Below are 22,025 nucleotides of genomic sequence, written 5' to 3'. Positions count from 1 at the left end.
AAGTTATTTTTAACAAATAATTATGATGGAGTAAAGGGGATTAGCAAATTTCTTAAAATTTCTAATACCTTTTACTCCTATTAAGCTTAAAGTACAATATGAAGGTTTTTATTTATTAAGTCACTAGTAACTTTTCCATCTTTTATTTCAATGATTCTATCTGCTTTTTCAGCTATTCTATTATCATGAGTTATAACTATAAAAGTGGTTTTCATTTTCTCATTTATATCCCTAAGAAGATTATAAATACTTTCAGTAGATTCTGAATCTAGGTTTCCGGTTGGTTCATCAGCAAGTACTATTTTAGGGTTATTAATTAAAGCTCTTGCTATAGCAGTTCTTTGTTGTTGGCCTCCTGACATGTTGGTTGACATGTTGTTTTTAACTTTACTTAAACCTACTAACTCTAGAAGTTCATTAGCTCTTTCTTTGATTTCCTTTGAAGGCTTTGAATTTCCTATCATAAAAGGCATTAGAACATTTTCAAGAGCTGTAAACTCAGGAAGAAGATAATGAAACTGAAATATGAAGCCAATAGTCTTGTTTCTTAAATCTGCTAATTGATTCTTTTTCATTGTATCTGTTCTTATTCCATCAATATATATTTCTCCATTAGTTGGTTTATCTAAGGTTCCCATTATATTAAGAAGTGTACTTTTTCCACTTCCAGAAGCACCAATAATTGAATTAAAGGTACCTTCTTGAAAGGATAGATTTACATTATTTAAAACTTGAGTTTTAAGTACTTGACCATATACTTTATCTATATTTTTCATTTCAATGATATTACGCATTTCTAATCACCTCTATTGGATTTAATTTTGAAGAACCTCTTGCAGGAATTAATGCTGCCAATGTTGAAGCTATAAGTGCTATAACAGCTGATATTATTATAAAGTTGTAATTGATATATAATTCAACTACAGGAGTTCCATCAGGATTTAGAGCAAATTTTGTAAAAATAAAACTTAAGCCTAAACCTAAAGCCACTCCAAGTATTGCTCCCATTAAACCTAATAAAAATCCTTCAAATAGAAAAATTAAACTTGATTGACTGTCCTTAATTCCCATAGCCTTAAGTATTCCAATTTGCTTCGATTTTTGTACTACAGTTATAATTAAAACGCTAGCTATACCTAATATAACTGATACCATAACAAATACTTGAATCATATAACTTGATATGCTTTGACCATTTAAACCACTTAATAATGATGCATTTTGATCTTTCCAGTTATCAACCTTAATATCACTTCTATTAATGTTAGAACCTATAACTGTTGCAATCTCATCTGCTTTAAATACATCTGTTACTTGCATTTCAATACCAGTTATTTTATCACCAGTAGAGAATAATTCTTTTGCAGAAGATAAATCAGTTATAAGCCATGCTTTATTTATGCTAGCAACTTTTAAGTCATAAAAGCCAGTTACTATTAGAGTTTTTACATCACCTGAGTTAGTTATTAAGCCAATTTTATCATTTAGGTTAAGGTTAAGCTCTTCTTTTAAATCTTTTCCTACTAACGTTTCAAATTTGTTGTTTGGAACTTTACCTTCATAAATACTATCTTTGAGATCATAAATTTTATCCGAATCATCAATGTTCATACCACGTACTAGAACTGAGTATGTTTTAAGATCTGTTTTAATAAGTGCAGGCGAATCTGATACTACAGAAACATCTTTTATTCTTGAATCAGATTCTTTTATATTATCTACTATGCTATCATAATCAGATATTAATCTATCAGAAGTATCTGATGATAAGGTTACTTGAGAAGAATTACCTACTGTTTTATCAATTAAACTTTTCTGAAGCCCTTGTATTAAGGAGCCTATAAATATCTGAACTGAAACACCAACTGCTATTCCTAAGGCTATAAGAGCAGTTTGACCTTTTGTAGATTTTAAGAATCTGAGTGCTATTTTAAACGAAATTTTCAACTTAATCGCTCCCTTATAATTTAATTTGCATTATTTATTAATAACTATTATTATTTACATATTAATAGTATATTACAATATGAAATAAATCAATATATTTAATATAAAAATATTTCAAAGTGTGTTAAGATTATATGAAGAGGTGACTGCTATGGAAAAAAGTATTTCTGATAATATAAAGTATTTAAGAAGTTTAAAAAAGTACACTCAAAAAGAGTTTGCTTCTTTACTGGGAGTAGCACAAACTACTGTTGCAAATTATGAAAATGGGCTTAGAGTTCCTGATGCTCAGAAACTTCAAAAAATTGCAGATATATTTGAGGTATCTTTAGACAATTTATTAGGACGAGAGAGTAGAAAAGAGAATAGCAGTATAATTCAGAAGAAATTATCATTAATAAATAATAAAGAGGAATCTTTTAAAATATATTTAAATTTACTTTTGGAAGGGAAGGGCACAGATGCAAGAGAGTTTGTAATAGGTCTATATCATCAAGGATTGCCTATGAAATCTATATATTTTGATATTTTTGAAAAATCATTAAAGGAGGTAGGGACTTTTTGGGAGAGTGGTAAGATAGATGTTTGGCAGGAGCACTTTATTTCTGAAGTAACTATGGATTTAATGAGAGAAATAAAAGGTAAAGAGAAAAGAAAAAAGAAAAATTTGTGTTATGTAATGGGGGTAACAGCTGGGGCAGAGCTTCATAATATTGGACTTAAAATGATTTTAGATACTCTAGAAATAGAAGGTGGAAAATCACTTTATCTAGGTTCTAATGTACCAGTTCAAAGTTTGGTGAATGCAGTTAAAAGTGAAAAACCTGATTTATTAGCTATATCAGTAACAATAGATCATCATATAGAATCAGTAAAATATATGATTGAAGCCATAAGAGAGAATGTTAAGGGTAAGTTGCCAAAGATTGTTGTTGGTGGAGGAGCTTTTAAAAATAATCCAAAGCTCTGGCAATCAACTGGTGCAGATCAGTATTCAGACAGTGTAGAGGATTTGATTTCCTTTATAAATAATTAATAATAGCATTAAAAAAGCAAGTGAGGATCTTTAAATATCTCCACTTGTTTTTTTTATGTAAGCTAGTATTACATATACTTATGCACAATAAAATAATTTTATAACAAACTGTTAATAGAATGTTGACAAATTTTACGAATCACTATAAAATAATACAGGGATGTAAATGATAATTACTTTCATTATCTTTTACCAATTAAAGAGGTTGATAAAAATTAATATAACAATCGGAGGGAGATTTAAAATGAAACTAAAAGGACTAACTACTATAATCCTTGCTTGTGCTTTATTAGTAACTGGCTGTGCTAGCAAAGCAAACAAAACTGAAGATACATCTAAGGGAGGCGACACTGCTTCTTCTGTTTCTTATCCAATAACAATTAAACATGCTTATGGTGAAACTGTAATAAAAGAAGAACCTAAAAATGTTGTTGCAATTTCTTGGGGGAATCCAGATACACCTTTAGCGTTAGGAGTTGTACCAGCTGGTATATCCAAAGCTAACTATGGTAAAGTCACTGAAAAAGGATTATTACCATGGACAGATAAAAAGTTCACTGATTTAGGAGTAGACAAACCAGTTGTATTTGATGACGTTGATGGTTTAGATTATGAGGCTATAAGTAATGCTAATCCAGATGTTATATTAGCTGCATATTCAGGTCTTACTCAAGAAGAATATGATATGTTAAGCAAAATAGCCCCTGTTGTTGCTTATCCTAAACTTGCATGGCAAACATATTGGAGAGATCAAATAACAACTAATGCAACTGCAATGGGTAAAAAAGATGAGGGAACTAAATTAGTTTCAGAATTAGATAAGTTAATAGCAGACAAAACTGCTGAGTATCCTAGCATTAAAGGTAAAAAAGTTGCTTTCTGTTACTTTAGTCCAACTGATTTAAGTAAGTTCTACATATATACTTCAACAGATCCACGTGCGGCGTTCTTAAATGACCTTGGATTAGTAGAAGCTGATAGTGTTAAAGAACTTGCAAAATCTTCGGATAGTTTTGCTCTTACAATTAGTTCAGAAAATATTGATAAATTAGCAGACGTTGAAGTAATTGTTGCTTATGGAAATGCTGAATTATTAAAACAACTTCAAGCTGATAAGTTATTAGGAACACTTCCAGCAATTAAAAATGGATCTGTAGCGTTAATTGATGAAACTTCAGATTTAGCAGCAGCAGCTACTCCAAGTGCATTATCTATTCCTGCAACTATAGATGAATATTTAAAGCTAATCGGAGAGGCAACAGATAAAGTTAAATGAAGCTTACAAAAACAATAGGAATATATTTAGGGAGTATTCTTTTTCTAGGTTTATGTGTGCTTGCATCACTAGCATGGGGATCAAAAAATGTAGGATTTAGTGAGGCTATTAATGCCTTACTAAATTCTACTGATTTGTCCTTTTCTGCATTAGTGGTTCGTGAGCGTATCCCGAGAACAATTTTTGGTATTATGGCAGGAGCTTCTCTTGGAATATCAGGAGCTCTTATGCAATCTATAACAAGGAATCCAATAGCTGACCCCAGTATTTTAGGTGTTAATACAGGGGCATCTTTGTTTGTTGTAATAGGAATAGCATATTTTAATATCAACTCAGCAAATCAATATATTTGGCTAGCGCTGGCTGGAGCAGGGATAACAGCAGTGGTTGTTTATTTTATTGGTTCTATTGGAAATGGAGGAGCGACGCCTATTAAACTTGCTTTAGCAGGGGCTGCTACTAGTGCAGTCTTAACTTCTTTAGTAAGTGCAATTATACTTCCAAGAAGTGATGCTATGGATAAGTTTAGATTTTGGCAGGTTGGGAGTATAGGTGGAGCTAATTGGGATAGTATTAGATTGATACTTCCTTTTGTAATAGTTGGATTAATAATAAGTATAGCAGCAACACCAGCATTAAATGTATTAGCTTTAGGGGACGATGTTGCAACTGGTTTAGGTGTAAATATAGGTATTATTAGAATTATTTGTGCAGTTGCAGGAGTTATATTATCTGGTGCAACTACAGCAATAGCTGGTCCTATAGCCTTTATAGGATTAATGATACCACACACTATACGTCTTATTTTTGGTTCAAACTTAAATGGAATAGTTCCTTTATCAGCTATTGGAGGTGCAGCTCTTTTAATAATTTCAGATGTTATTGGAAGAGTAATTGGAAGTCCAGGTGAAGTTCAGGTAGGAATTATTACAGCATTTATTGGAGCACCAATTCTTATTATGATTGCTAGGAAAGCGAAGGTGAGAGCTATATGATACAAACTAATCACAATACGATTAGACAAGGTTATACTAGAAGAAAAACTCGTTTGATTAGCGTCAATATTATTTTGATTGTATTAACTTTACTATTGTGTGGCATTATGCTTGTATATGGTAAAAATATTTATGATTTAAATACGGTTATAAGAGTTCTTAGTGGAGAACAGATACAAGGGGCGACCTTTACTATAGGAACTCTACGTTTACCGAGAATGCTTTGTGGACTTTTAGCTGGATTGGCTTTTGGTATAGCAGGAAATACATTTCAAACTATGTTAAGGAATCCATTAGCAAGTCCCGATATTATAGGTATAAGTTCAGGTTCTAGTGTAGCAGCGGTTTTCTGTATATTAGTTCTTCGTATAAGTGGGACTGGTGTTTCTATAGCCGCAGTAGTTTCTGGAATTCTAGTGGCATCACTTATATATGTGTTATCTAAAGGTTCAGGATTTTCAGGTGGAAGACTTATACTTATAGGAATTGGAATGCAGGCAATGATAAATGCTCTAATATCATATTTGCTTGCAAAATCATCACAGCATGATGTACCAACTGCACTTAGATGGTTAAATGGAAGTTTAAATGGAATGGTTATTGAAGACGTACCATTTTTATTTGTCGTTGTTGTTGTATTTGGAATTACTATTTTATGCTTAACAAAACAGCTTCAGGTATTAGAATTAGGGGATGAGTTTGCAACTACACTTGGGGTTAGAATTAATGTAGTAAGAATTATGCTGATTCTTAGTGCTGTATTTCTAATAGCTTTCTCAACTGCTGTTACAGGCCCTATATCTTTTGTAGCATTTTTAGCTGGACCAATAGCAGCAAGGCTTGTTGGACTGGGATCGCCAAATGTTTTATCAGCAGGGCTAGTTGGAGCTTTATTAGTACTTAGTGCAGATCTTATTGGTCAATTTGCATTTGGTACAAGATTCCCTGTTGGAGTAATTACAGGGATTTTAGGAGCGCCATATATGCTGTTTCTATTAATAGTTATAAATAGGAGGGGTCAGGCATAATGACTAAAAAACAACCGTTATTTGAAGCAAAAAAAGTAGTAACTGGATATGATAAAAAGATTATAATAGATGGAATTGATATAACTATTCCGAGTAATAAGATTAGCGTTATTATAGGTGCTAATGCATGCGGTAAATCAACCCTACTTAAAACACTTGCTAGACTTATTAAACCTGTTTCAGGAGATATTGTAATTGATGGTAAGAAGATTACTTCAATACCTTCTAAGCAATTAGCACAAGTTTTAGGTTTACTTCCTCAATCCCCAATAGTTCCAGAAGGAATAACTGTTTGGGATTTAGTTTCAAGAGGTAGATATCCATATCAATCATTTTTAAAAAGTATGGATAAAACAGATTTTAATGCCATAGAAGAAGCACTTGAAATCATGGGAATAACAGAACTTGCTAACCGTAGTGTAGATGAGTTATCAGGTGGTCAACGTCAAAGAGTATGGATTGCAATGGCTCTTGCCCAGCAGACAGATATACTTCTTTTAGATGAACCAACCACTTATCTTGATATAGCGTACCAAGTAGAGATTCTTGATTTATTAACAGACCTAAATCGTAAAAGAGGAACTACTATTGTGATGGTACTTCATGATATAAATTTATCTGCTAGATATGCTGATTATATATTTGCTCTACGTAAAGGTAAATTAATTAGTCAAGGAACACCGGAAGAGGTTATAACTTCAGAATTAATAGATACTGTATTTGATTTGGATTGTGTAGTTATACAAGATCCAGTGTCTGATTCACCTTTTATTGTACCAAGAGGAAGACACCATGCTAATACATCAGATAAAAGTAAATAGATTTATTGAAGAGACAAGTGATTATATGTTTAATATTATCACTTGTTTTGTGGTTTAAAGATAAAAATTAGGTTTAATTAATTTATTATAAACATTCAGTGAGAAAATTCATTTTGTAAATAAATTTAACTGTGATATAATGAAAAATGCTGTTTTGAAGTAAGTATTGGGGGAATTTATAATATGAAATATTTTTTTAATAAAGCAATGACAATGATGAAAGCAGAGATGGTATTTAGCATTACATTTGCTTTATCTATCGTTACATCCATAATAATTAGTCCTAAATTAAGTTATATTGATTTTCCAGTATTGATGCTTCTTTTCAATCTAATGATAGTAATAGCTGCTTTTGAAAATGTACAATTATTGGACAAGATAGCTATTGGGATTTTAAGAAAGAATAAAAATCTTAGAATGATTTCTGGTATATTAATTAGTTTATGTTTTGTTTTTTCAATGTTTATAACTAATGATGTTGCACTTATAACTTTTGTACCATTAACTATGATTATTGCTAAAAAAGCTAAATTTGATCCTATTAAGATAGTAATTTTAGAAACTTTAGCAGCTAATATAGGAAGTAGTTTTACACCTATGGGAAATCCACAAAATCTATATCTTTTTTCATTTTTTAATATAAATATCCTGACATTTTTTAAAATCACAATATTAATAGCTGTGGCAGGAATGTTGTGGTTATTTATTTTAAATAATAGAGTTGAGGATTCTGAACTAGAGTTTGAATTAGACAAAATAGAAGTTAGAAATAAAAAAGTTGCAATAATATACTGTATTTTATTTATATTTATACTCTTGTCAGTTTTTAATGTTATTGATTATAGGGTAGCTTTTATTACAACAATTATTGTAACATTAATTATAAAAAGAAGTTTATTTAAAGAGTTAGACTATGTACTTTTATTGACTTTTGTATGTTTTTTTATTTCAATAGGAAATATTTCTAATATGAAAAGTATAAATGAGATTATGAAAATCTTATTAAGTAATAATATTGGAGTGTATTTCTCTGCAATATTTTTTAGCCAGTTAATAAGTAATGTACCGTGTGCTATTCTTTTATCAAAATTTACTACTTCATGGCAAGTTATATTAATTGGTGTTAATGTTGGAGGAATGGGTACAATTATAGCTTCACTAGCAAGTTTGATATCTTATAAAATTTACATTAAAGAGTATGATGGGAAAAAGTATTTATCTAAATTTACAAAATACAATTTTGGAAGTTTGTTAGTATTTGGAGCCTTATTTTTAGTGTTTGTATTTTTACCAATATAGTAAATAATATCTGTAAAAAACAAGTGACGATATTCAGGGATAGCGTCACTTGTTTTTAATTTAGGATAAATTATTCTCCATCCTCTCCTCCAGGACCATCTCTTCTTGGACGGAAGGATTCAGGAAGAGGTTCAACATTTTTATATTGACTAGCAATTTTGCTCTCATTCTCTGAATTAAATGTGCTACCTTGATCCTTAGAAGATGAGCAACTATTTTGTTGTTTAAAGTTTGAATTATTATTTTTATTAGCCATACTATATCACCACCTTCAAAGTTATTTTGTACATATGGTTAGTTTTTATGTACACTAAAACTTGAGAGAATTTGATGCTAAAAAAATATGGCATTACATAAAATAAAAAGGGAATATGTGAAATATAAGTTCTAAAAAGGTTAATTATAGCTCCTATCTTTCATTTATCATAAGAATTCTATTAAGCTTTATGATACTCTTTTTATTTTTATTATTTATTAGAATTTCATCATGAGTTATTTTCTCCACCAAAACATCAAAATGCCCTTGTGGTGTAGTAAACATTGATTTACATATATAACGAATCATGCAGCGTTTACCTTCAAAGTATTTAAGAGGACTTGATAAAGGCAGGTTATCTAAGTATATGTCTGGTATCTTTGTTGAAGTTTTTTTGTATATATCTGCATCTGAAATTGAAAGAATGCTTTTAATTTTTAATATTCCTTTTTTGCCTTTTTTATCATGGAAAAGTAGGTAATCATCATCAGTATTAAGCATAGCTACTTGATAAAGTCCTCCAAAACCCCTGTCATCTAAAAATATCTTTACCCAACGCCCAATAAAATCCTTATAGCAATCTAAAGAAGATGTATTAGTTGAGTTATCAGTATTTACTTTTGAAGGTAGAGTTAATCCTTCTATAAGAAGATAGTCTGTTGAAACTCTAAATAAGTAGCTTAATTGAATTATTTTATCTGTATCTGGAATCGACTAATCTAACTCCCATTTTGAAATAGCCTGTCTTGAAACCTCAAGTTTTTCCGCTAATTGCTCCTGAGAAAAATTATTCTGTTTTCTAAGTTCTTGTATTCTTTTGCCTAATGTCATAATAAGACCTCCCTTATTTTAGTATTATCAGTATACTAATTATGACAATTCACCACTACCAAATAAACCTTGAATATTCGCAACCTATAGTTGCAAGTTTAAATTTAATAAGAATATTTTTCTATTTATCATAAGATTATTATACTATTAATATTGGAACTTTAACTCTAGAGGTTGAAAAAGTTGTAATAGGATAAATTGGTATAGTATACTGTAAAAGATATTAAGATGAATATAATGTGTAATTTAAATAAACTATATTTAAATATATATGGAAAGGAAAATATATAGCGAGTTTTATTTAACTTAGTTATATAAGGGTAGAATTATAAAAGAAACAAAAGAATTTAAAATAATATTTCGTATGGGATTAATAGGCATTATTGCTGTAATAATAACTATAATAAGTGACTTTATATTAATAGGTAGGCCTAATAGTGCTATGGATTTTTTGAAACTTGGCACTGAAAGCATGGCTGGATTATCGCAATGGAGAATAACTGTTGGTACATTTCTTGGAGTTATAGTAATTCCATTTCAAATAGCTGGATTAGGTATGGTTTATTATGCTCTTAAGCCGGCAGGTAAATTTAAGTCACTTACAGTAGTCATTTCAACTGCACATGCATTAATGTTAGCTGTAGGATTTCATATAGCTTATGCATATATTGCAAGTGGGTGGAGACTTTATTATGAAACTGGGGCTTCTAATCTGATAGTTAGAGATATGATGAAAATGTTCGATAATTATTGGCTTATAACATTAATTATAATAGGCGTAGAAGCTACAGTTAGTTCCCTTTTATATATAATAATTATTATAAGGTATGAAACCTTGTATCCTAAATGGATGGCATTTTTAAATCCAGTTGGCATTTTAATTTGTGTTTTTCTTATGATGTTGGTACTGCCTTATCCTATTGGAGGATTTATTGCTCCAGCTTTTCTTAATATATCAACCTTAACATTTTTTATATGTCAATTGGTTATTCTTAAACAAAAAGATAAAGTGCTTATATAATGTTTAAATCAAAAAAACTCCTAAGCCTTTTATTAGCTTAGGAGTTTTTTTATATATTTGCTACCACTTAAACCAGAAAATTACCCCATTATCATAATTTTTTGCGCCATAGGAGAAATTATATAATTCAAGTATTTTACTGGATATAGAAAGACCTAGTCCTGTACCTTTAGTATTACTACGAGAGGAATCAACTTTTTTGTATGGTTTCCATATTTCAGTTAATTCTTTTTCAGGTATATGACTTCCACTGTTGTAGAACTCAAGAATATCTTCATTTATAGTGATATTAATTGACCCACTATTAGGAGTATGTTCAAGTGCATTTACAAAAAAGTTATTAATAACTCTCTCCATTAATGCAAAATCAGCTTTTATAACCTCATCACCCTCCATATTTATAACAATTTGTTTCTCATCACAGATTGGACTATAGTGATTAATTAATTTATCGCATACCTCAGAAAGAGAAACATCTTCATATTTGATTTTAAAGGAATCAGATTCTAATTTTGATAATTCAATCATACCTAGAACTATCTTGTCCATACGTTTTACGTTAGCTTGAATATTTGCAGCATAATGATCTTTTTTTTCTGTATTAACATTCTCTATAAGATTTTCAGCATAACCTGATATGATACTTAGGGGTGTTTTTAAATCATGTGCTAGTGCATTTGTTGTCTCTATTCTATATTTTTCTAAGTCATCTCTCCTTTTATAAAGCTTGCAGCTTTGGGTAGATATGATAAGAGCAGCTATAAAAAATGTTACGAAGCAACTTATCCATACAAATATTAATGTTGGATAAGTGAGTTTTAATAAATTAACTTCAGTAGCACAAACTGTCCAATACTCGCTATAATAATTTTCACCATCGAAGGTTAATGTTTTTAATGTATCTTCATAAGGCATAGGATAATAATATCTATAGGTAAATAGAGCAATTTTTTCAGTGGATATAGATACTGATTCCTTAATCATTTTCTTTAAATTTTCACTACTGGATACTACATTGCGTAATTCAGTATTATTAGTAGAATTTTTATGGATATTTTGAATAGCTCCAAATTTAAAATATGGTAAGCCCGCAGTATTTTTATCATTAATATTATAAAATACTTTAGTAACTGTAGCACCTGAGGATGATATTATACCACCATTTTCCTCTATTTTATTAACATACATAGGGGTTACACTTATTTTATCAGGAATAATCATTTCATTTTTAAGCCAAAAGCCCTCTAAGAGTAATGAATAGCTAGAAATATCTCCAGCTTTTTCTGCCTTTGGTTCAATAAATAGATAGTTTTTTAATTCCGATACGTCATATTCGCTAAACCAATCACTAGGGTTTAAGTAAGCATATCCATCATATGAAGTATTTCCTTCTTCATATTCTGGATAGCTACATATTAAGTAGTCACTAGTATTAAAAATTAGATTATAGTTACTTGTGAATATTCCAATTTCTGTTCCAGAGTTAGCATAAAAAGATAAACTTCCTATCATTTTTCTTTTTAGCTTAGGAAAGTCTGTAATATTATCTTTGATAATATTATTAGCTGTATGATTAATCTGTAATGCTAACGAGTTAAACTGTAATTCTTGTACTTTTTTCTCCTTATTTATAAGAAATATACTAAACCCTATCATAAGTATAAGGTATGCTGTAAATAAAGAAGAAAAAGTACGCACATAAATTGTTCTCTTTGTTTGATTTTCTTTCAACTTCTAATCCTCCAATCTATAACCAACTTTAATAATGGTTTTGATTTGATTAGATGCAGCTCCAAGAGACTTTCTAAGTTTCTTTATATGATTATCAACAACTCTATCATTACCTTCAAAGTCATATCCCCACACTCGGATCAAAAGAGTTTCTCGGCTCATTATCTTACCACGATTCTCCATTAGTATTTTTAATAAAGTAAATTCAATAGGAGCTAAGGTGATTTCTTTATCCTCTACAAAAACTGTGTAGCGATAAGGGTTCAATTTTATTTTTCCAGAGATCATGATGTCATTTCTTATAGTACCTTTTGTACGTCTGATTAAAGCTGTAACCTTTGCGTAAAGTTCTGCTAATGAAAATGGCTTAGATATATAATCATCACAACCAAGGTTATAACCATATAATTTATCTTGTTCATTAGTTCTTGCTGTTAAAAAGATAATAGGAACATCACTATTTTTTCTAAGTTCCTTACATATTGTAAAACCATCAAGCTCTGGAAGCATAACATCTAAAAGCACTGCATCATATTCATTTTCAATACATTTTTCATAACCTTCATTACCAGTTTCAGCTGAGTATACCTCGAATTTACCGCAGCTTTTTGAGGTAAAGTAATCAGTTATGATTTCTATTATTTCTTTGTCATCTTCAACTAATAAAAATTTATATACCATTTTTCACCTCCAAGGATATGTTAACAGATTAATATATCCTTTCTGTATCCTAATTAGTGTAAAAATAAAGTTGGAGATATTATATTAACTCCAACTCTACATGATTTTATCTTTTATATAATTATTTCTTATTCTATAGGGGAATATTTTTATTGCCTCTGAACCTTCATCTAGTGTTGAAAGCTCTAGTTTATTAAATATATAATCATTTTTATCTTTTTCTAAGGTTATTATAGCAGGATATTTTGCTTTAGTAAGAGTTGGGTCATCAGAACTATGTCCAGAACAATTAAGCCAGGCATGTATATAAACTTTGTTGCCTTTTTCTTCACAAACAATTATCTCTCGTGTGTAGTCTATTTCATCTATAAAAATGGATCTTAAATCTTCTCTTTTATTTAACTCAGCTTTTATATTTTCTGAAAATATTTTATCTAATGTATTTGCAGGTATATTAACTATATTTACTGTATTTATTGATCTATAAACCAATGTTGAAATTATAAGTATGGAAATAATAGTAGATAAAAATACAAAATGCTTTCTTTTCATATAAACAGTCCTTCCATAAGATAATTTGGATATATTTCCATAATAAACTATAGGAAATTTATTGTAAACAAGCTTATGATGAGAAGTGGGTAGATAAGAAAAAGGAAGGCTGATATAATATTCTCTAGAAAGAGATAAAGGAGTTAGTAGATGAAATTTTATTTAGCACCAATGGAAGGAATTACAGGATACATATATAGAAATTCTTATGAGAGGATTTTTGGAAATATTGATAAATACTTTGCCCCTTTTATTACACCAAACAAGAGTAGAAGTCTTAAAACTAAAGAACTTAGAGATATTTTACCTGAAAACAATAAGGGGATAAACATGGTTCCTCAGATATTAACTAACGATTCAGAAGGATTTATTGAAACCTCTATGAAATTTAAGCAACTAGGTTATAATGAGGTGAATTTGAATTTAGGATGTCCAGCTGGGACTGTTGTTTCAAAAAATAGAGGTTCAGGATTTTTAGCTAAAAGAGAAGAACTTGATAGATTTTTAGATGATATATTTAAAATAGATGATATGAAAATTTCTATAAAAACTAGAATAGGAAAAGAGAGCCCGGAGGAATTTTATGAACTTATTAAAATATATAATAAGTATCCTATAGAAGAGCTAATCATTCATCCAAGAACTAGGGAAGACTTTTATGGAAATAAACCTAATTTAGAAGTTTTTAAAGATGCATTATCATTAAGTACTAATACCATATGCTACAATGGAGATATATTCACAAAGGAAGATTATAATAAATTCACAAAGGAGTTTCAAACGGTAGACAAAGTAATGCTTGGAAGAGGGGTATTAGCTAATCCTTGCCTAATAAACCTTATAAAAGACAATAGTACTTTGGATAAAGTGGATTTAAAAGATTTCCATGATGAGATTTTCAAAAAGTATATAGAGATATTTAATGAAGAGAAAAATGCCATATTCAGAATGAAAGAATTATGGGGATATATGATTTATATTTTTTCAGATAACAAAAAATATGGCAAGAAAATTAAGAAAGCACAAAAGCTTGCTGAGTATAATGAAGCTATTTTGAGCCTATTTGAGGAGCAAGAGATTATACAGGGGGCGGGATTGTTTTATAATCAATAGTTATAAGAAGATATAAGATTAAAATAAAGACTGCTTAATTATAGGCAGTCTTTACTTAAGATAGATTAAATTGTATTACCAAATATCGTTTGAATTAGATGAAACTAATGCTAAATCTTCATAACTACACAAATTATTATTTAAGGCTTCTTTTCTTAAAACCAAATAAAGTTCTGCATTTGTAGCATTAAAGTAAGGATTAACAAATAGCACGCCAACTCCTAGAGCTAATATTCCAAGCAAATACCATCCTATAAAGGATAGGTCCAACACAAACATATCAAGTTTATGACCTCTAGTCATATCATTACTTAACTCAATAGCTTTATTAATCCCTATATTAGGATTATCAGCAAGAATATATGGAACCATGCTATAAGCGTAGGATTTAATTATACCAGGAATAATTAAGAGTAAAGTCCAAAGGAAAATATAAATATTTTTAACTAACATTGTAGTTGTTATACCTTTGTAATTCCCATCTTGAAATCCAAAACGCAAACATCTTGTATTATCATCATATTGAGCGGATTTAATGAAGTATCTTCTTCCTCCAACTTCAAGGCAGTATCCAATAAGAATACGTAGTACCAATGCAATTAGAAAAAAGATTAATAACATAGAAATAATTTTCCAATTGATGAAATAATGAAAAACTGAGTTTATATTATCAGGGTTTTCAATTGAAAATCTAGATCTATAATTAGACCTAGAATTCCAACCACCTTCAGCTAGGGTTATAACTATACTAACTCCAAATGCACTCAAATATCCTCTTCTTAAAACTTCTTTAGCTTTGCTTTTTAATTCTTTTCTAGACCACATATTATCCTCCATAAAATTATTAATCGAACTATTTAAATAATTGCTATGATGATATTATATGGTATTTAATAACTTAAAACAAGTTATTAAATATATAGAAGGATGTTGTTTTTAGTTGAAATAAGCTATTAGATACAAATAGGTTTAAATTGCTTTCAATTACTTAAATTTTCTAAGTTATTTGAGATTTTGAGCAAAATTACTGCTACTAAACCTATTAATATTATTAATAATTGCAAGGAGTTCTCTAGGAGATTCAACTAAATCATTTTCTAACCAAGTTTGTACAACAGCAATAATACCACCTATTGCATATTTTAATAAGTAATTTAAATATGCATCAGTGAAACCTGGAGTATTAATTATTTTATCTAAATTTGCTTTATTAGCTACATAAAGAATGCGATCTAGTATTTTACTATCGTTTTGTTTACAAAATAGTACTTTGCAAAGTTCTTTATTTTCCGCAATTAATTCAAAGACTTTAATTAAAAGTATGTCGGTATAATCCTCAACCGGAATTTCAGTGAGATACACAATAACTTGATTAAATAATTCATCTTCCATTGATTGAAGAAGATCAAAAGCATCTTTATAATGACTATAAAATGTTCCTCTGTTAATATCAGCTTTTTTGCATATATCAGTAACAGTAACTTGATGAATTTCTTTAGTTTCAAGTAGCTCTATTAAGCTTTCTTTAATTATATTTTTTGTGTACAAAATTCTACGATTTCCTTTAACTCCAGGCATGTATATCCTCCTTTTTATAGAACTTATTTAACTAGATATTTATGAATAAAATATTATCAATTAAACAATTATAAAATTTATGTACATTTAATAACAATAAAAATTTATATGATTATTGTCAGTAGCTTTCTAATTAACTATACTAATATTGTACTATTGAATCAACAATATGTCTATTTAATAACTCTTAGTATAAATAGAAGAATTACTAAAGAAAATGGAGGGAGAAAATGTCGTATATACAAATTATTGATGAGCATAAAAGATACAAAATTGGAGATAACACTGTTGTAGCAAACAACGGAATTAATTTCTCCATTAAAAAGGGAGAGTTTGTTATAATCTTAGGACCTAGTGGTGCAGGAAAATCAACAGTACTTAATATACTTGGAGGCATGGACACTTGTGATGAAGGTAAAATTATAATTGATGATACTGATATATCAAAGTTTAATAAAAAAGAACTTACTAGATATAGAAGGCATGATGTAGGTTTTGTGTTTCAATTTTATAACCTGGTACAGAATTTAACTGCAAAGGAAAATGTAGAGCTTGCTGCACAAATTTCAAAAAATGCATTAGATGTGGACAATACACTTGAATTAGTTGGACTTGGGCATAGAAAAGACAATTTCCCAGCACAGTTATCTGGGGGAGAGCAGCAAAGAGTGTCAATAGCAAGAGCTATTGCAAAGAATCCTAAATTACTACTTTGTGATGAACCAACAGGAGCTCTTGACTATAAAACAGGAAAACAAATTTTAAAAACACTACAAGATACCTGTAAAGACACAGGTACAACAGTTATAGTTATAACTCATAATTCAGCCATTGCACCTATTGCAAATAGGGTAATAAAAATCAATGATGCCAAAGTTAGAAGTGTTGAAGTTAATGAAAATCCTGTACCAATTGAAGAGATAGAATGGTAGAGGTGGAGAAAAATGAAAAATAGTGCATATAGAAAATCAATAGTAAGAGAGATAGCATCGTCAAAAGCAAGATTTGCCTCAATATTAGCAATAATATTTTTAGGTGTAGCTTTCTATTCTGGTATAAAGTCAAGTGGACCAGATATGAAAGCATCTATAAGCAATTTCTACAGTAACCAAAATCTTATGGATAGTAAGATTGTATCTAGTATAGGACTTACAGATAAGGATCTAGATTTACTTAAAGATAATGATAAAATATTAGACTATTATGGGACACATAGCGTAGATGTAAATCTTATAAGTAAAAATAGTGTAGTAAAATTTATGACCTATGATCCCAACAATTCTAAAGTTATAAACACTCCTATTATTGTAGAAGGAAGATTGCCTGAAAATAGTGGAGAAATAGCATTAGATGAGAAAGTCCTCAATTTAGATGATAACTTGAAAATAGGGGATACCTATAAAGTAGATGCTGATGAAGATACTATGAAATACTTTAAGGAAAATACCTTTAAGGTGGTTGGATTTGTTAAAAATCCAATGTATATAGAAAAAGAATCTAGAGGTACAACTTCTGTAGGAAAAGGAAGTATTGATTACTTTGGGGTATTAAATAGTTCAGATATATCCATGGATGTATATACCGAAATCTATGTGAGATTCAAAAATGTACAAGGCGTTAATGGATATAGCGATGAATATAAAGACAAAATGGAAGAAAATAGTCAGTATCTTGAAAGTTTATTTTCTAACAGAGTAGTAGAAAGAATAGAAGAAATAAAATCAGATGCTAAGGTAGAATTAGATAAAGGTTATAAAGAAATAGAAGATGGAGAAATTAAACTTAGAGATGCACAAAAAGAAATAGACGATGGCAAAGTAAAACTTAACGATGGTAAAAAACAGTATGAACAAGGTTTAAAAGATTACGAAAAGAAAATTAAAGATGGCGAACTAAAACTAAAAGATGGTGAAAAGCAGCTTAATGACGGGCAAGCTGAACTTAATAAACAAAAGCAAAAGCTAATTGATGGAGAAAATCAGCTTAATCAAGCTAAGGTTCAAATAGATAAAGCTAAAGATGAGTTTATAAAGCAAGGTATTGATCCTGATAAAGGGACTAGTGAATATGAGAATCAAATATCCTCACTTAATACTTTAAATGCTACTTACGGTTCTCTATCTAAGGATATAAGAGATACAACTAGTAAGATTAAAGATGGAGAGGAGATTCCTCAAGATAAAATTCAATACTGGAAAGCTATAATATCAAATCCTAACTTAGGATTACAAGACTTAAGTACTTTAGTAAGTGGATTAGAGCAAAATCCAAGTAATGTTAGTTTAGCTATTAATATAGCTAATGGTATTGACTCTGCAAGTAAGGTTTTGGGAGAAAATATAACTAAACTTACAACTTTAGTTGGTGGAATCAATCAATATCAGCAAGGTAAAGTACAATATGAAACACAGCTAAAAGTACTTAATGATGGTAAGTTACAAATTCAAGAAGCTCAAAAGCAGATAGATAATTCAAAAATAGAATTATCTAAGGGGCAAAAAGAGCTTGAAGATGGTAAAAAGCAAGGAATATCAGAACTTAATAAGGCAAAAAAAGATTTAGAAGATGCAGAGAAAAAGCTTATTAATGGTGAAAAAGAAATAAATGAAAATAAGCAAAAATTAGTTGATGCAAGAGTAAAAATAGATAAAGAAAAAGATAAGTTAAAAGATTTAGATAAGAGTAAGTATTATTTCTTTGATAGAACTGATAATCCAGGATATGGTGGATTTAAAGATGCTATAAAAAGCATAGACAACATTGCTAAAGTATTTCCTGTATTTTTCTTCTTACTTGCAGTATTAATTTGTTTAACTACTATGACAAGAATGGTGGAAGAAAACAGGGTTGAAATAGGAACTCTTAAGGCTTTAGGATATAGTGATTTAGAGATATCTAGAAAGTTTGTAATTTATGCGGCATTAGCTAGTATCTTTGGAGGCATTTTTGGAATATTATTAGGAAGTAATGTATTCCCATATGTAATTAATAATGCTTACGGAATGATGTTTAGCTTACCAGCTCTTAAAATATATTATTATCCTGCTTATATAATTCAATCTCTAGCAGCATCAATAATATGTACAGTTGGAGCATCTTTATTTGTATTAAAGGTAGAGCTGCAAGAAAATCCATCTAATTTAATGAAAGCTAAGGCACCTAAATTAGGTAAAAAAATATTCTTAGAGAGAATTACAATACTTTGGAAAAGACTAAACTTTAATCAAAAGGTTACACTTAGAAACATTTTCAGATATAAGCAACGTATGATAATGACTGTGTTTGGAATAGCAGGGTGTATGGCGATGCTTGTTACCGGATTTGCACTTCTAAACGCCAACAATGTGGTTATAGGGAAACAGTTTGATAACATATGGAAATATCAAGCTATTGTGATTTTTAATGATGAGCATAATGAAGAAGACAATAAAGAATATAATGAAGCTTTAAATAAGATTGAAGGATATCAAAATAGTATAAACATACATCAACAATCAGTAACCTTTAGTAAAGAAGGAATGAATAAACAAACTGTTAGTATGTATGTGCCACAAGAGGGAGAAAGCTTAAATGAGTTTTTAAGTTTACATGATAGAAAAACAAAAGAAGAATACAAGTTATCAGATAACGGTGTAATTATTAACGAGAAGTTAGCCAAACTTCTAAAGGCATCCGTTGGAAATATGATTACTATGAAGGATGAAGATAATAATTCGTATACAGTAAAGGTTGAAGAAATAGCAGAAAATTATTTTGCTCATTTCATCTATATGTCTCCATCATACTATGAGCAGATATTTGGGGAGAAGGCAGTATATAATGCACAATTCTTGAAATTAGATTCAGCTGATGGAAAAGAAGATGAAATATCAACTAAACTTATGGATTGTAAAAAAGTAATAAATGTAACATTAACATCAACAATATCAAATGCAAGTAAAGATTCTGCAAGCAAACTTAATTTGGTAATGTTAGTTATAATCATTTCTTCAGGTAGCTTAGCATTTATAGTACTGTATAACTTGACCAACATAAATGTATCTGAACGTATAAGAGAGTTATCCACTATAAAAGTATTAGGATTTTTTGATAATGAGGTTACAATGTACATTTTAAGAGAAAATGTGATATTAACCTTATTAGGAATACTCGCAGGTTCATTTATGGGAAGAATATTATATATCTTTATAATAAATACTGCAGAAACGGACATCATGATGATGTTCCCTGATATATATATTAGTAGTTATATATATTCGGGACTTATAACTTTGTTATTTTCACTTTTGGTTATGATTATGATGCATATTAAACTAAAGAGTGTAAATATGATTGATGCATTAAAGTCAGTTGAATAATAAATATAAAGAGATAGTCTTAAAAGGCTATCTCTTTATATTTAAAAAAATTAGGAAATAGATTTAACAAAAGTGTTTGTATCATTCTCTGATACCTCTTTAAATCCCATCTTTTTTAGGTATTTTATATGAGTATCACTTGACGAGTAGCAGATAAATCTTGAGTACCCTTTATCTAAAAAATAGCTTTTATTAGCTTCATATATAAAAGCTCCTATTTTAAAATCTCTATATTCAGGAATAACAAAATCCAGTTCTATTTTAAGAGTTTTATCATCGTGTTTAGAGGCAATAAAAATTCCAGCTGGTACTAGGTTTCTTAAAATAAAAAAACTGATTGATTCGTCGATTGAATTAAAAGCATTTAAATTACTGTATTTATTAATATCATTTTTATAAAAATCTAAAAAATAATCAAGATATTGTGAATTATCCTTAAGAGGAAGAATTTTAAAATATTCTTTTGTTCCATAAATTTTATAAAGATAATATATATTAATGATGCAGATACATAGGTTCATAAAACCTACAGGAAAAGCTCCTATCAAAAAACCATATAGAGAAAAAACAGCTGATCCCAATAAGTTAATCCATCTAAGCCTTATTATTGAACTCATTAGTAGTGAAATTAGAACTATTAAAGAAGCAATATAACCTAAGATTTCTAAGAAATTAGTATTATCCATTGTAAAACTCCTATCATATATTTAATATTCTGTTTTTAGTATAACCTAACATAATACGTTTTCATTAGTTTTAAGTTATACCAGAGAAATTATATTTTAGCATAACTTTACAGAATATTATATAGGGTTTTACTTAATCAATATTTCTTTAATATGAATTAGTATTAAGAAACTTATATAGGACAAAATAAGGTTGTAATAATATATAAGGAGATTAGGGATATGAAAAGAAAAATAAGTTGTTTACTATTATCAGTGATATTTATGATGTTAGCCATGAATAATATAGTATATGCTAAGTCTATATCAGTAGAAACAATGCCGTATGGAGCAAAGATAGAGGATTTAAAAGGGAAAGATGAAATTATTAAAAACTTAGAAAATATAAAAAGAATAAGAGCAAATTTAATTGTTGTGGCTATAAAAGAGAGTTCAACTAATGAGGAATTACAAGGATTAAACAAAGATCTAGAGTCTTATTTAAATGAAATTAATAAATCTAAAAGAAATTTAGAGCAACATAAAATTACATATAAAGATTCATTTCCAGATGTATTTTTTGCAGAAGAAGTTTCATTTATAGCAGAAAGTTATATAATAAGTATAAGACAACAGCAAAATTTAATAAGACAATTGCAGTTAAACCAAGAAGAGGCAAAAAAATTATTTTATTCAGGGTATTTAGTACCTGTATATTACTATTTAACACTTGGAGATCAGATGGTTAATTATATAGAAACCTATTTTGTGATAAGTTAGTAACAATCATTTAAGTATTAAAATATTATAGTGGTATATATCGATGAAAGGAATAAA

Annotated in this window: 22 protein-coding genes; 11 read left to right on the top strand and 11 right to left on the bottom strand. The window is 29.2% G+C overall.

Annotation, left to right across the window (positions count from 1 at the left end; genetic code table 11):
* Nucleotides 1-86: 86 nt before the first annotated feature.
* Both L1S49_RS08590 and L1S49_RS08585 read right to left on the bottom strand, forming a co-directional pair.
* Nucleotides 87-794, bottom strand: coding sequence for an ABC transporter ATP-binding protein (locus tag L1S49_RS08590; protein ID WP_238903574.1), 708 nt, complete (start codon nucleotides 792-794; stop codon nucleotides 87-89).
* Nucleotides 787-1,947 (bottom strand): ABC transporter permease, encoded by a 1,161-nt coding sequence (locus tag L1S49_RS08585; RefSeq protein ID WP_238903572.1) that lies wholly within the window; start codon nucleotides 1,945-1,947, stop codon nucleotides 787-789. The genes L1S49_RS08590 and L1S49_RS08585 overlap by 8 nt, the downstream gene beginning before the upstream one ends.
* A 151-nt stretch (nucleotides 1,948-2,098) precedes the next feature.
* Between L1S49_RS08585 and L1S49_RS08580 the strand changes: the two genes are divergently transcribed.
* From L1S49_RS08580 to L1S49_RS08555, 6 genes are all read left to right on the top strand, one after another.
* Nucleotides 2,099-2,983 (top strand): cobalamin-dependent protein, encoded by an 885-nt coding sequence (locus L1S49_RS08580; RefSeq protein WP_238903570.1) that lies wholly within the window; start codon nucleotides 2,099-2,101, stop codon nucleotides 2,981-2,983.
* Between the two features lie 244 nt (nucleotides 2,984-3,227).
* A complete protein-coding gene (locus L1S49_RS08575; protein WP_238903568.1) occupies nucleotides 3,228-4,259 on the top strand; it encodes an iron-siderophore ABC transporter substrate-binding protein in 1,032 nt (343 codons plus the stop codon).
* Nucleotides 4,256-5,254, top strand: coding sequence for an iron chelate uptake ABC transporter family permease subunit (locus tag L1S49_RS08570; RefSeq protein WP_238903567.1), 999 nt, complete (start codon nucleotides 4,256-4,258; stop codon nucleotides 5,252-5,254). Before L1S49_RS08575 ends, L1S49_RS08570 begins: the two co-directional genes overlap by 4 nt.
* On the top strand, nucleotides 5,251-6,282 hold the full coding sequence (locus L1S49_RS08565; protein WP_238903565.1) for an iron chelate uptake ABC transporter family permease subunit: 1,032 nt from the start codon (nucleotides 5,251-5,253) through the stop codon (nucleotides 6,280-6,282). The genes L1S49_RS08570 and L1S49_RS08565 overlap by 4 nt, the downstream gene beginning before the upstream one ends.
* On the top strand, nucleotides 6,282-7,103 hold the full coding sequence (locus tag L1S49_RS08560) for an ABC transporter ATP-binding protein (RefSeq protein WP_238903563.1): 822 nt from the start codon (nucleotides 6,282-6,284) through the stop codon (nucleotides 7,101-7,103). The genes L1S49_RS08565 and L1S49_RS08560 overlap by 1 nt, the downstream gene beginning before the upstream one ends.
* A 183-nt stretch (nucleotides 7,104-7,286) precedes the next feature.
* Complete coding sequence (locus tag L1S49_RS08555; protein ID WP_238903562.1) at nucleotides 7,287-8,402, top strand: SLC13 family permease; 1,116 nt, start codon at nucleotides 7,287-7,289, stop codon at nucleotides 8,400-8,402.
* A gap of 70 nt (nucleotides 8,403-8,472) precedes the next feature.
* Here the strand turns inward: L1S49_RS08555 and L1S49_RS08550 are convergent, their stop codons facing one another.
* The 3 genes from L1S49_RS08550 to L1S49_RS08540 all read right to left on the bottom strand — a co-directional run bounded on the left by L1S49_RS08550 (nucleotide 8,473) and on the right by L1S49_RS08540 (nucleotide 9,489).
* The gene (locus L1S49_RS08550) at nucleotides 8,473-8,658 is read right to left on the bottom strand and encodes a hypothetical protein (RefSeq protein ID WP_238903561.1); all 186 of its coding nucleotides are present in this window, start codon (nucleotides 8,656-8,658) and stop codon (nucleotides 8,473-8,475) included.
* Nucleotides 8,659-8,811: 153 nt separating this feature from the next.
* Nucleotides 8,812-9,159, bottom strand: a complete 348-nt coding sequence (locus tag L1S49_RS08545; protein ID WP_238903560.1) for a hypothetical protein — start codon at nucleotides 9,157-9,159, stop codon at nucleotides 8,812-8,814.
* A gap of 213 nt (nucleotides 9,160-9,372) precedes the next feature.
* Nucleotides 9,373-9,489, bottom strand: a complete 117-nt coding sequence (locus L1S49_RS08540; protein ID WP_238903559.1) for a helix-turn-helix transcriptional regulator — start codon at nucleotides 9,487-9,489, stop codon at nucleotides 9,373-9,375.
* Between the two features lie 364 nt (nucleotides 9,490-9,853).
* Here L1S49_RS08540 and L1S49_RS08535 point away from each other — a divergent pair, with 364 nt between their 5' ends.
* On the top strand, nucleotides 9,854-10,510 hold the full coding sequence (locus L1S49_RS08535) for a DUF6796 family protein (protein ID WP_238903558.1): 657 nt from the start codon (nucleotides 9,854-9,856) through the stop codon (nucleotides 10,508-10,510).
* Between the two features lie 60 nt (nucleotides 10,511-10,570).
* Here the strand turns inward: L1S49_RS08535 and L1S49_RS08530 are convergent, their stop codons facing one another.
* The 3 genes from L1S49_RS08530 to L1S49_RS08520 form a co-directional block, all read right to left on the bottom strand.
* Complete coding sequence (locus L1S49_RS08530; RefSeq protein WP_238903557.1) at nucleotides 10,571-12,241, bottom strand: HAMP domain-containing sensor histidine kinase; 1,671 nt, start codon at nucleotides 12,239-12,241, stop codon at nucleotides 10,571-10,573.
* Between the two features lie 3 nt (nucleotides 12,242-12,244).
* Nucleotides 12,245-12,922 (bottom strand): response regulator transcription factor, encoded by a 678-nt coding sequence (locus L1S49_RS08525; RefSeq protein ID WP_238903555.1) that lies wholly within the window; start codon nucleotides 12,920-12,922, stop codon nucleotides 12,245-12,247.
* Between the two features lie 96 nt (nucleotides 12,923-13,018).
* Nucleotides 13,019-13,474, bottom strand: coding sequence for a hypothetical protein (locus L1S49_RS08520; RefSeq protein WP_238903553.1), 456 nt, complete (start codon nucleotides 13,472-13,474; stop codon nucleotides 13,019-13,021).
* 150 nt (nucleotides 13,475-13,624) lie between these two features.
* On the opposite strand from L1S49_RS08520, the gene L1S49_RS08515 reads away from it, so the two are divergent.
* Complete coding sequence (locus tag L1S49_RS08515) at nucleotides 13,625-14,587, top strand: tRNA-dihydrouridine synthase family protein (protein ID WP_238903552.1); 963 nt, start codon at nucleotides 13,625-13,627, stop codon at nucleotides 14,585-14,587.
* A gap of 75 nt (nucleotides 14,588-14,662) precedes the next feature.
* Here the strand turns inward: L1S49_RS08515 and L1S49_RS08510 are convergent, their stop codons facing one another.
* Both L1S49_RS08510 and L1S49_RS08505 read right to left on the bottom strand, forming a co-directional pair.
* On the bottom strand, nucleotides 14,663-15,412 hold the full coding sequence (locus L1S49_RS08510; protein WP_073018384.1) for a DUF975 family protein: 750 nt from the start codon (nucleotides 15,410-15,412) through the stop codon (nucleotides 14,663-14,665).
* Nucleotides 15,413-15,589: 177 nt separating this feature from the next.
* Nucleotides 15,590-16,165, bottom strand: coding sequence for a TetR/AcrR family transcriptional regulator (locus L1S49_RS08505; protein WP_238903551.1), 576 nt, complete (start codon nucleotides 16,163-16,165; stop codon nucleotides 15,590-15,592).
* 230 nt (nucleotides 16,166-16,395) lie between these two features.
* Here L1S49_RS08505 and L1S49_RS08500 point away from each other — a divergent pair, with 230 nt between their 5' ends.
* Entirely contained in the window at nucleotides 16,396-17,097 is a 702-nt protein-coding gene (locus L1S49_RS08500) for an ABC transporter ATP-binding protein (RefSeq protein WP_021800734.1), read from the top strand.
* A 12-nt stretch (nucleotides 17,098-17,109) separates the two neighbouring features.
* A complete protein-coding gene (locus L1S49_RS08495) occupies nucleotides 17,110-20,523 on the top strand; it encodes an ABC transporter permease (RefSeq protein ID WP_238903550.1) in 3,414 nt (1,137 codons plus the stop codon).
* Between the two features lie 50 nt (nucleotides 20,524-20,573).
* Here L1S49_RS08495 and L1S49_RS08490 read toward each other — a convergent pair whose 3' ends face one another.
* Complete coding sequence (locus tag L1S49_RS08490) at nucleotides 20,574-21,209, bottom strand: hypothetical protein (RefSeq protein WP_238903549.1); 636 nt, start codon at nucleotides 21,207-21,209, stop codon at nucleotides 20,574-20,576.
* A 222-nt stretch (nucleotides 21,210-21,431) separates the two neighbouring features.
* Here L1S49_RS08490 and L1S49_RS08485 point away from each other — a divergent pair, with 222 nt between their 5' ends.
* Nucleotides 21,432-21,968 (top strand): hypothetical protein, encoded by a 537-nt coding sequence (locus tag L1S49_RS08485; RefSeq protein WP_238903548.1) that lies wholly within the window; start codon nucleotides 21,432-21,434, stop codon nucleotides 21,966-21,968.
* The last annotated feature ends 57 nt before the right edge of the window (nucleotides 21,969-22,025 follow it).

This window comes from Clostridium sp. YIM B02506 (assembly GCF_022324845.1).
In the GTDB taxonomy this organism is placed as follows: Bacteria; Bacillota; Clostridia; order Clostridiales; family Clostridiaceae; genus Clostridium_T; species Clostridium_T intestinale.
The sequence above is the reverse complement of the archived record's forward strand: the minus strand, read 5'-3'. Positions and strand labels throughout refer to the sequence as shown.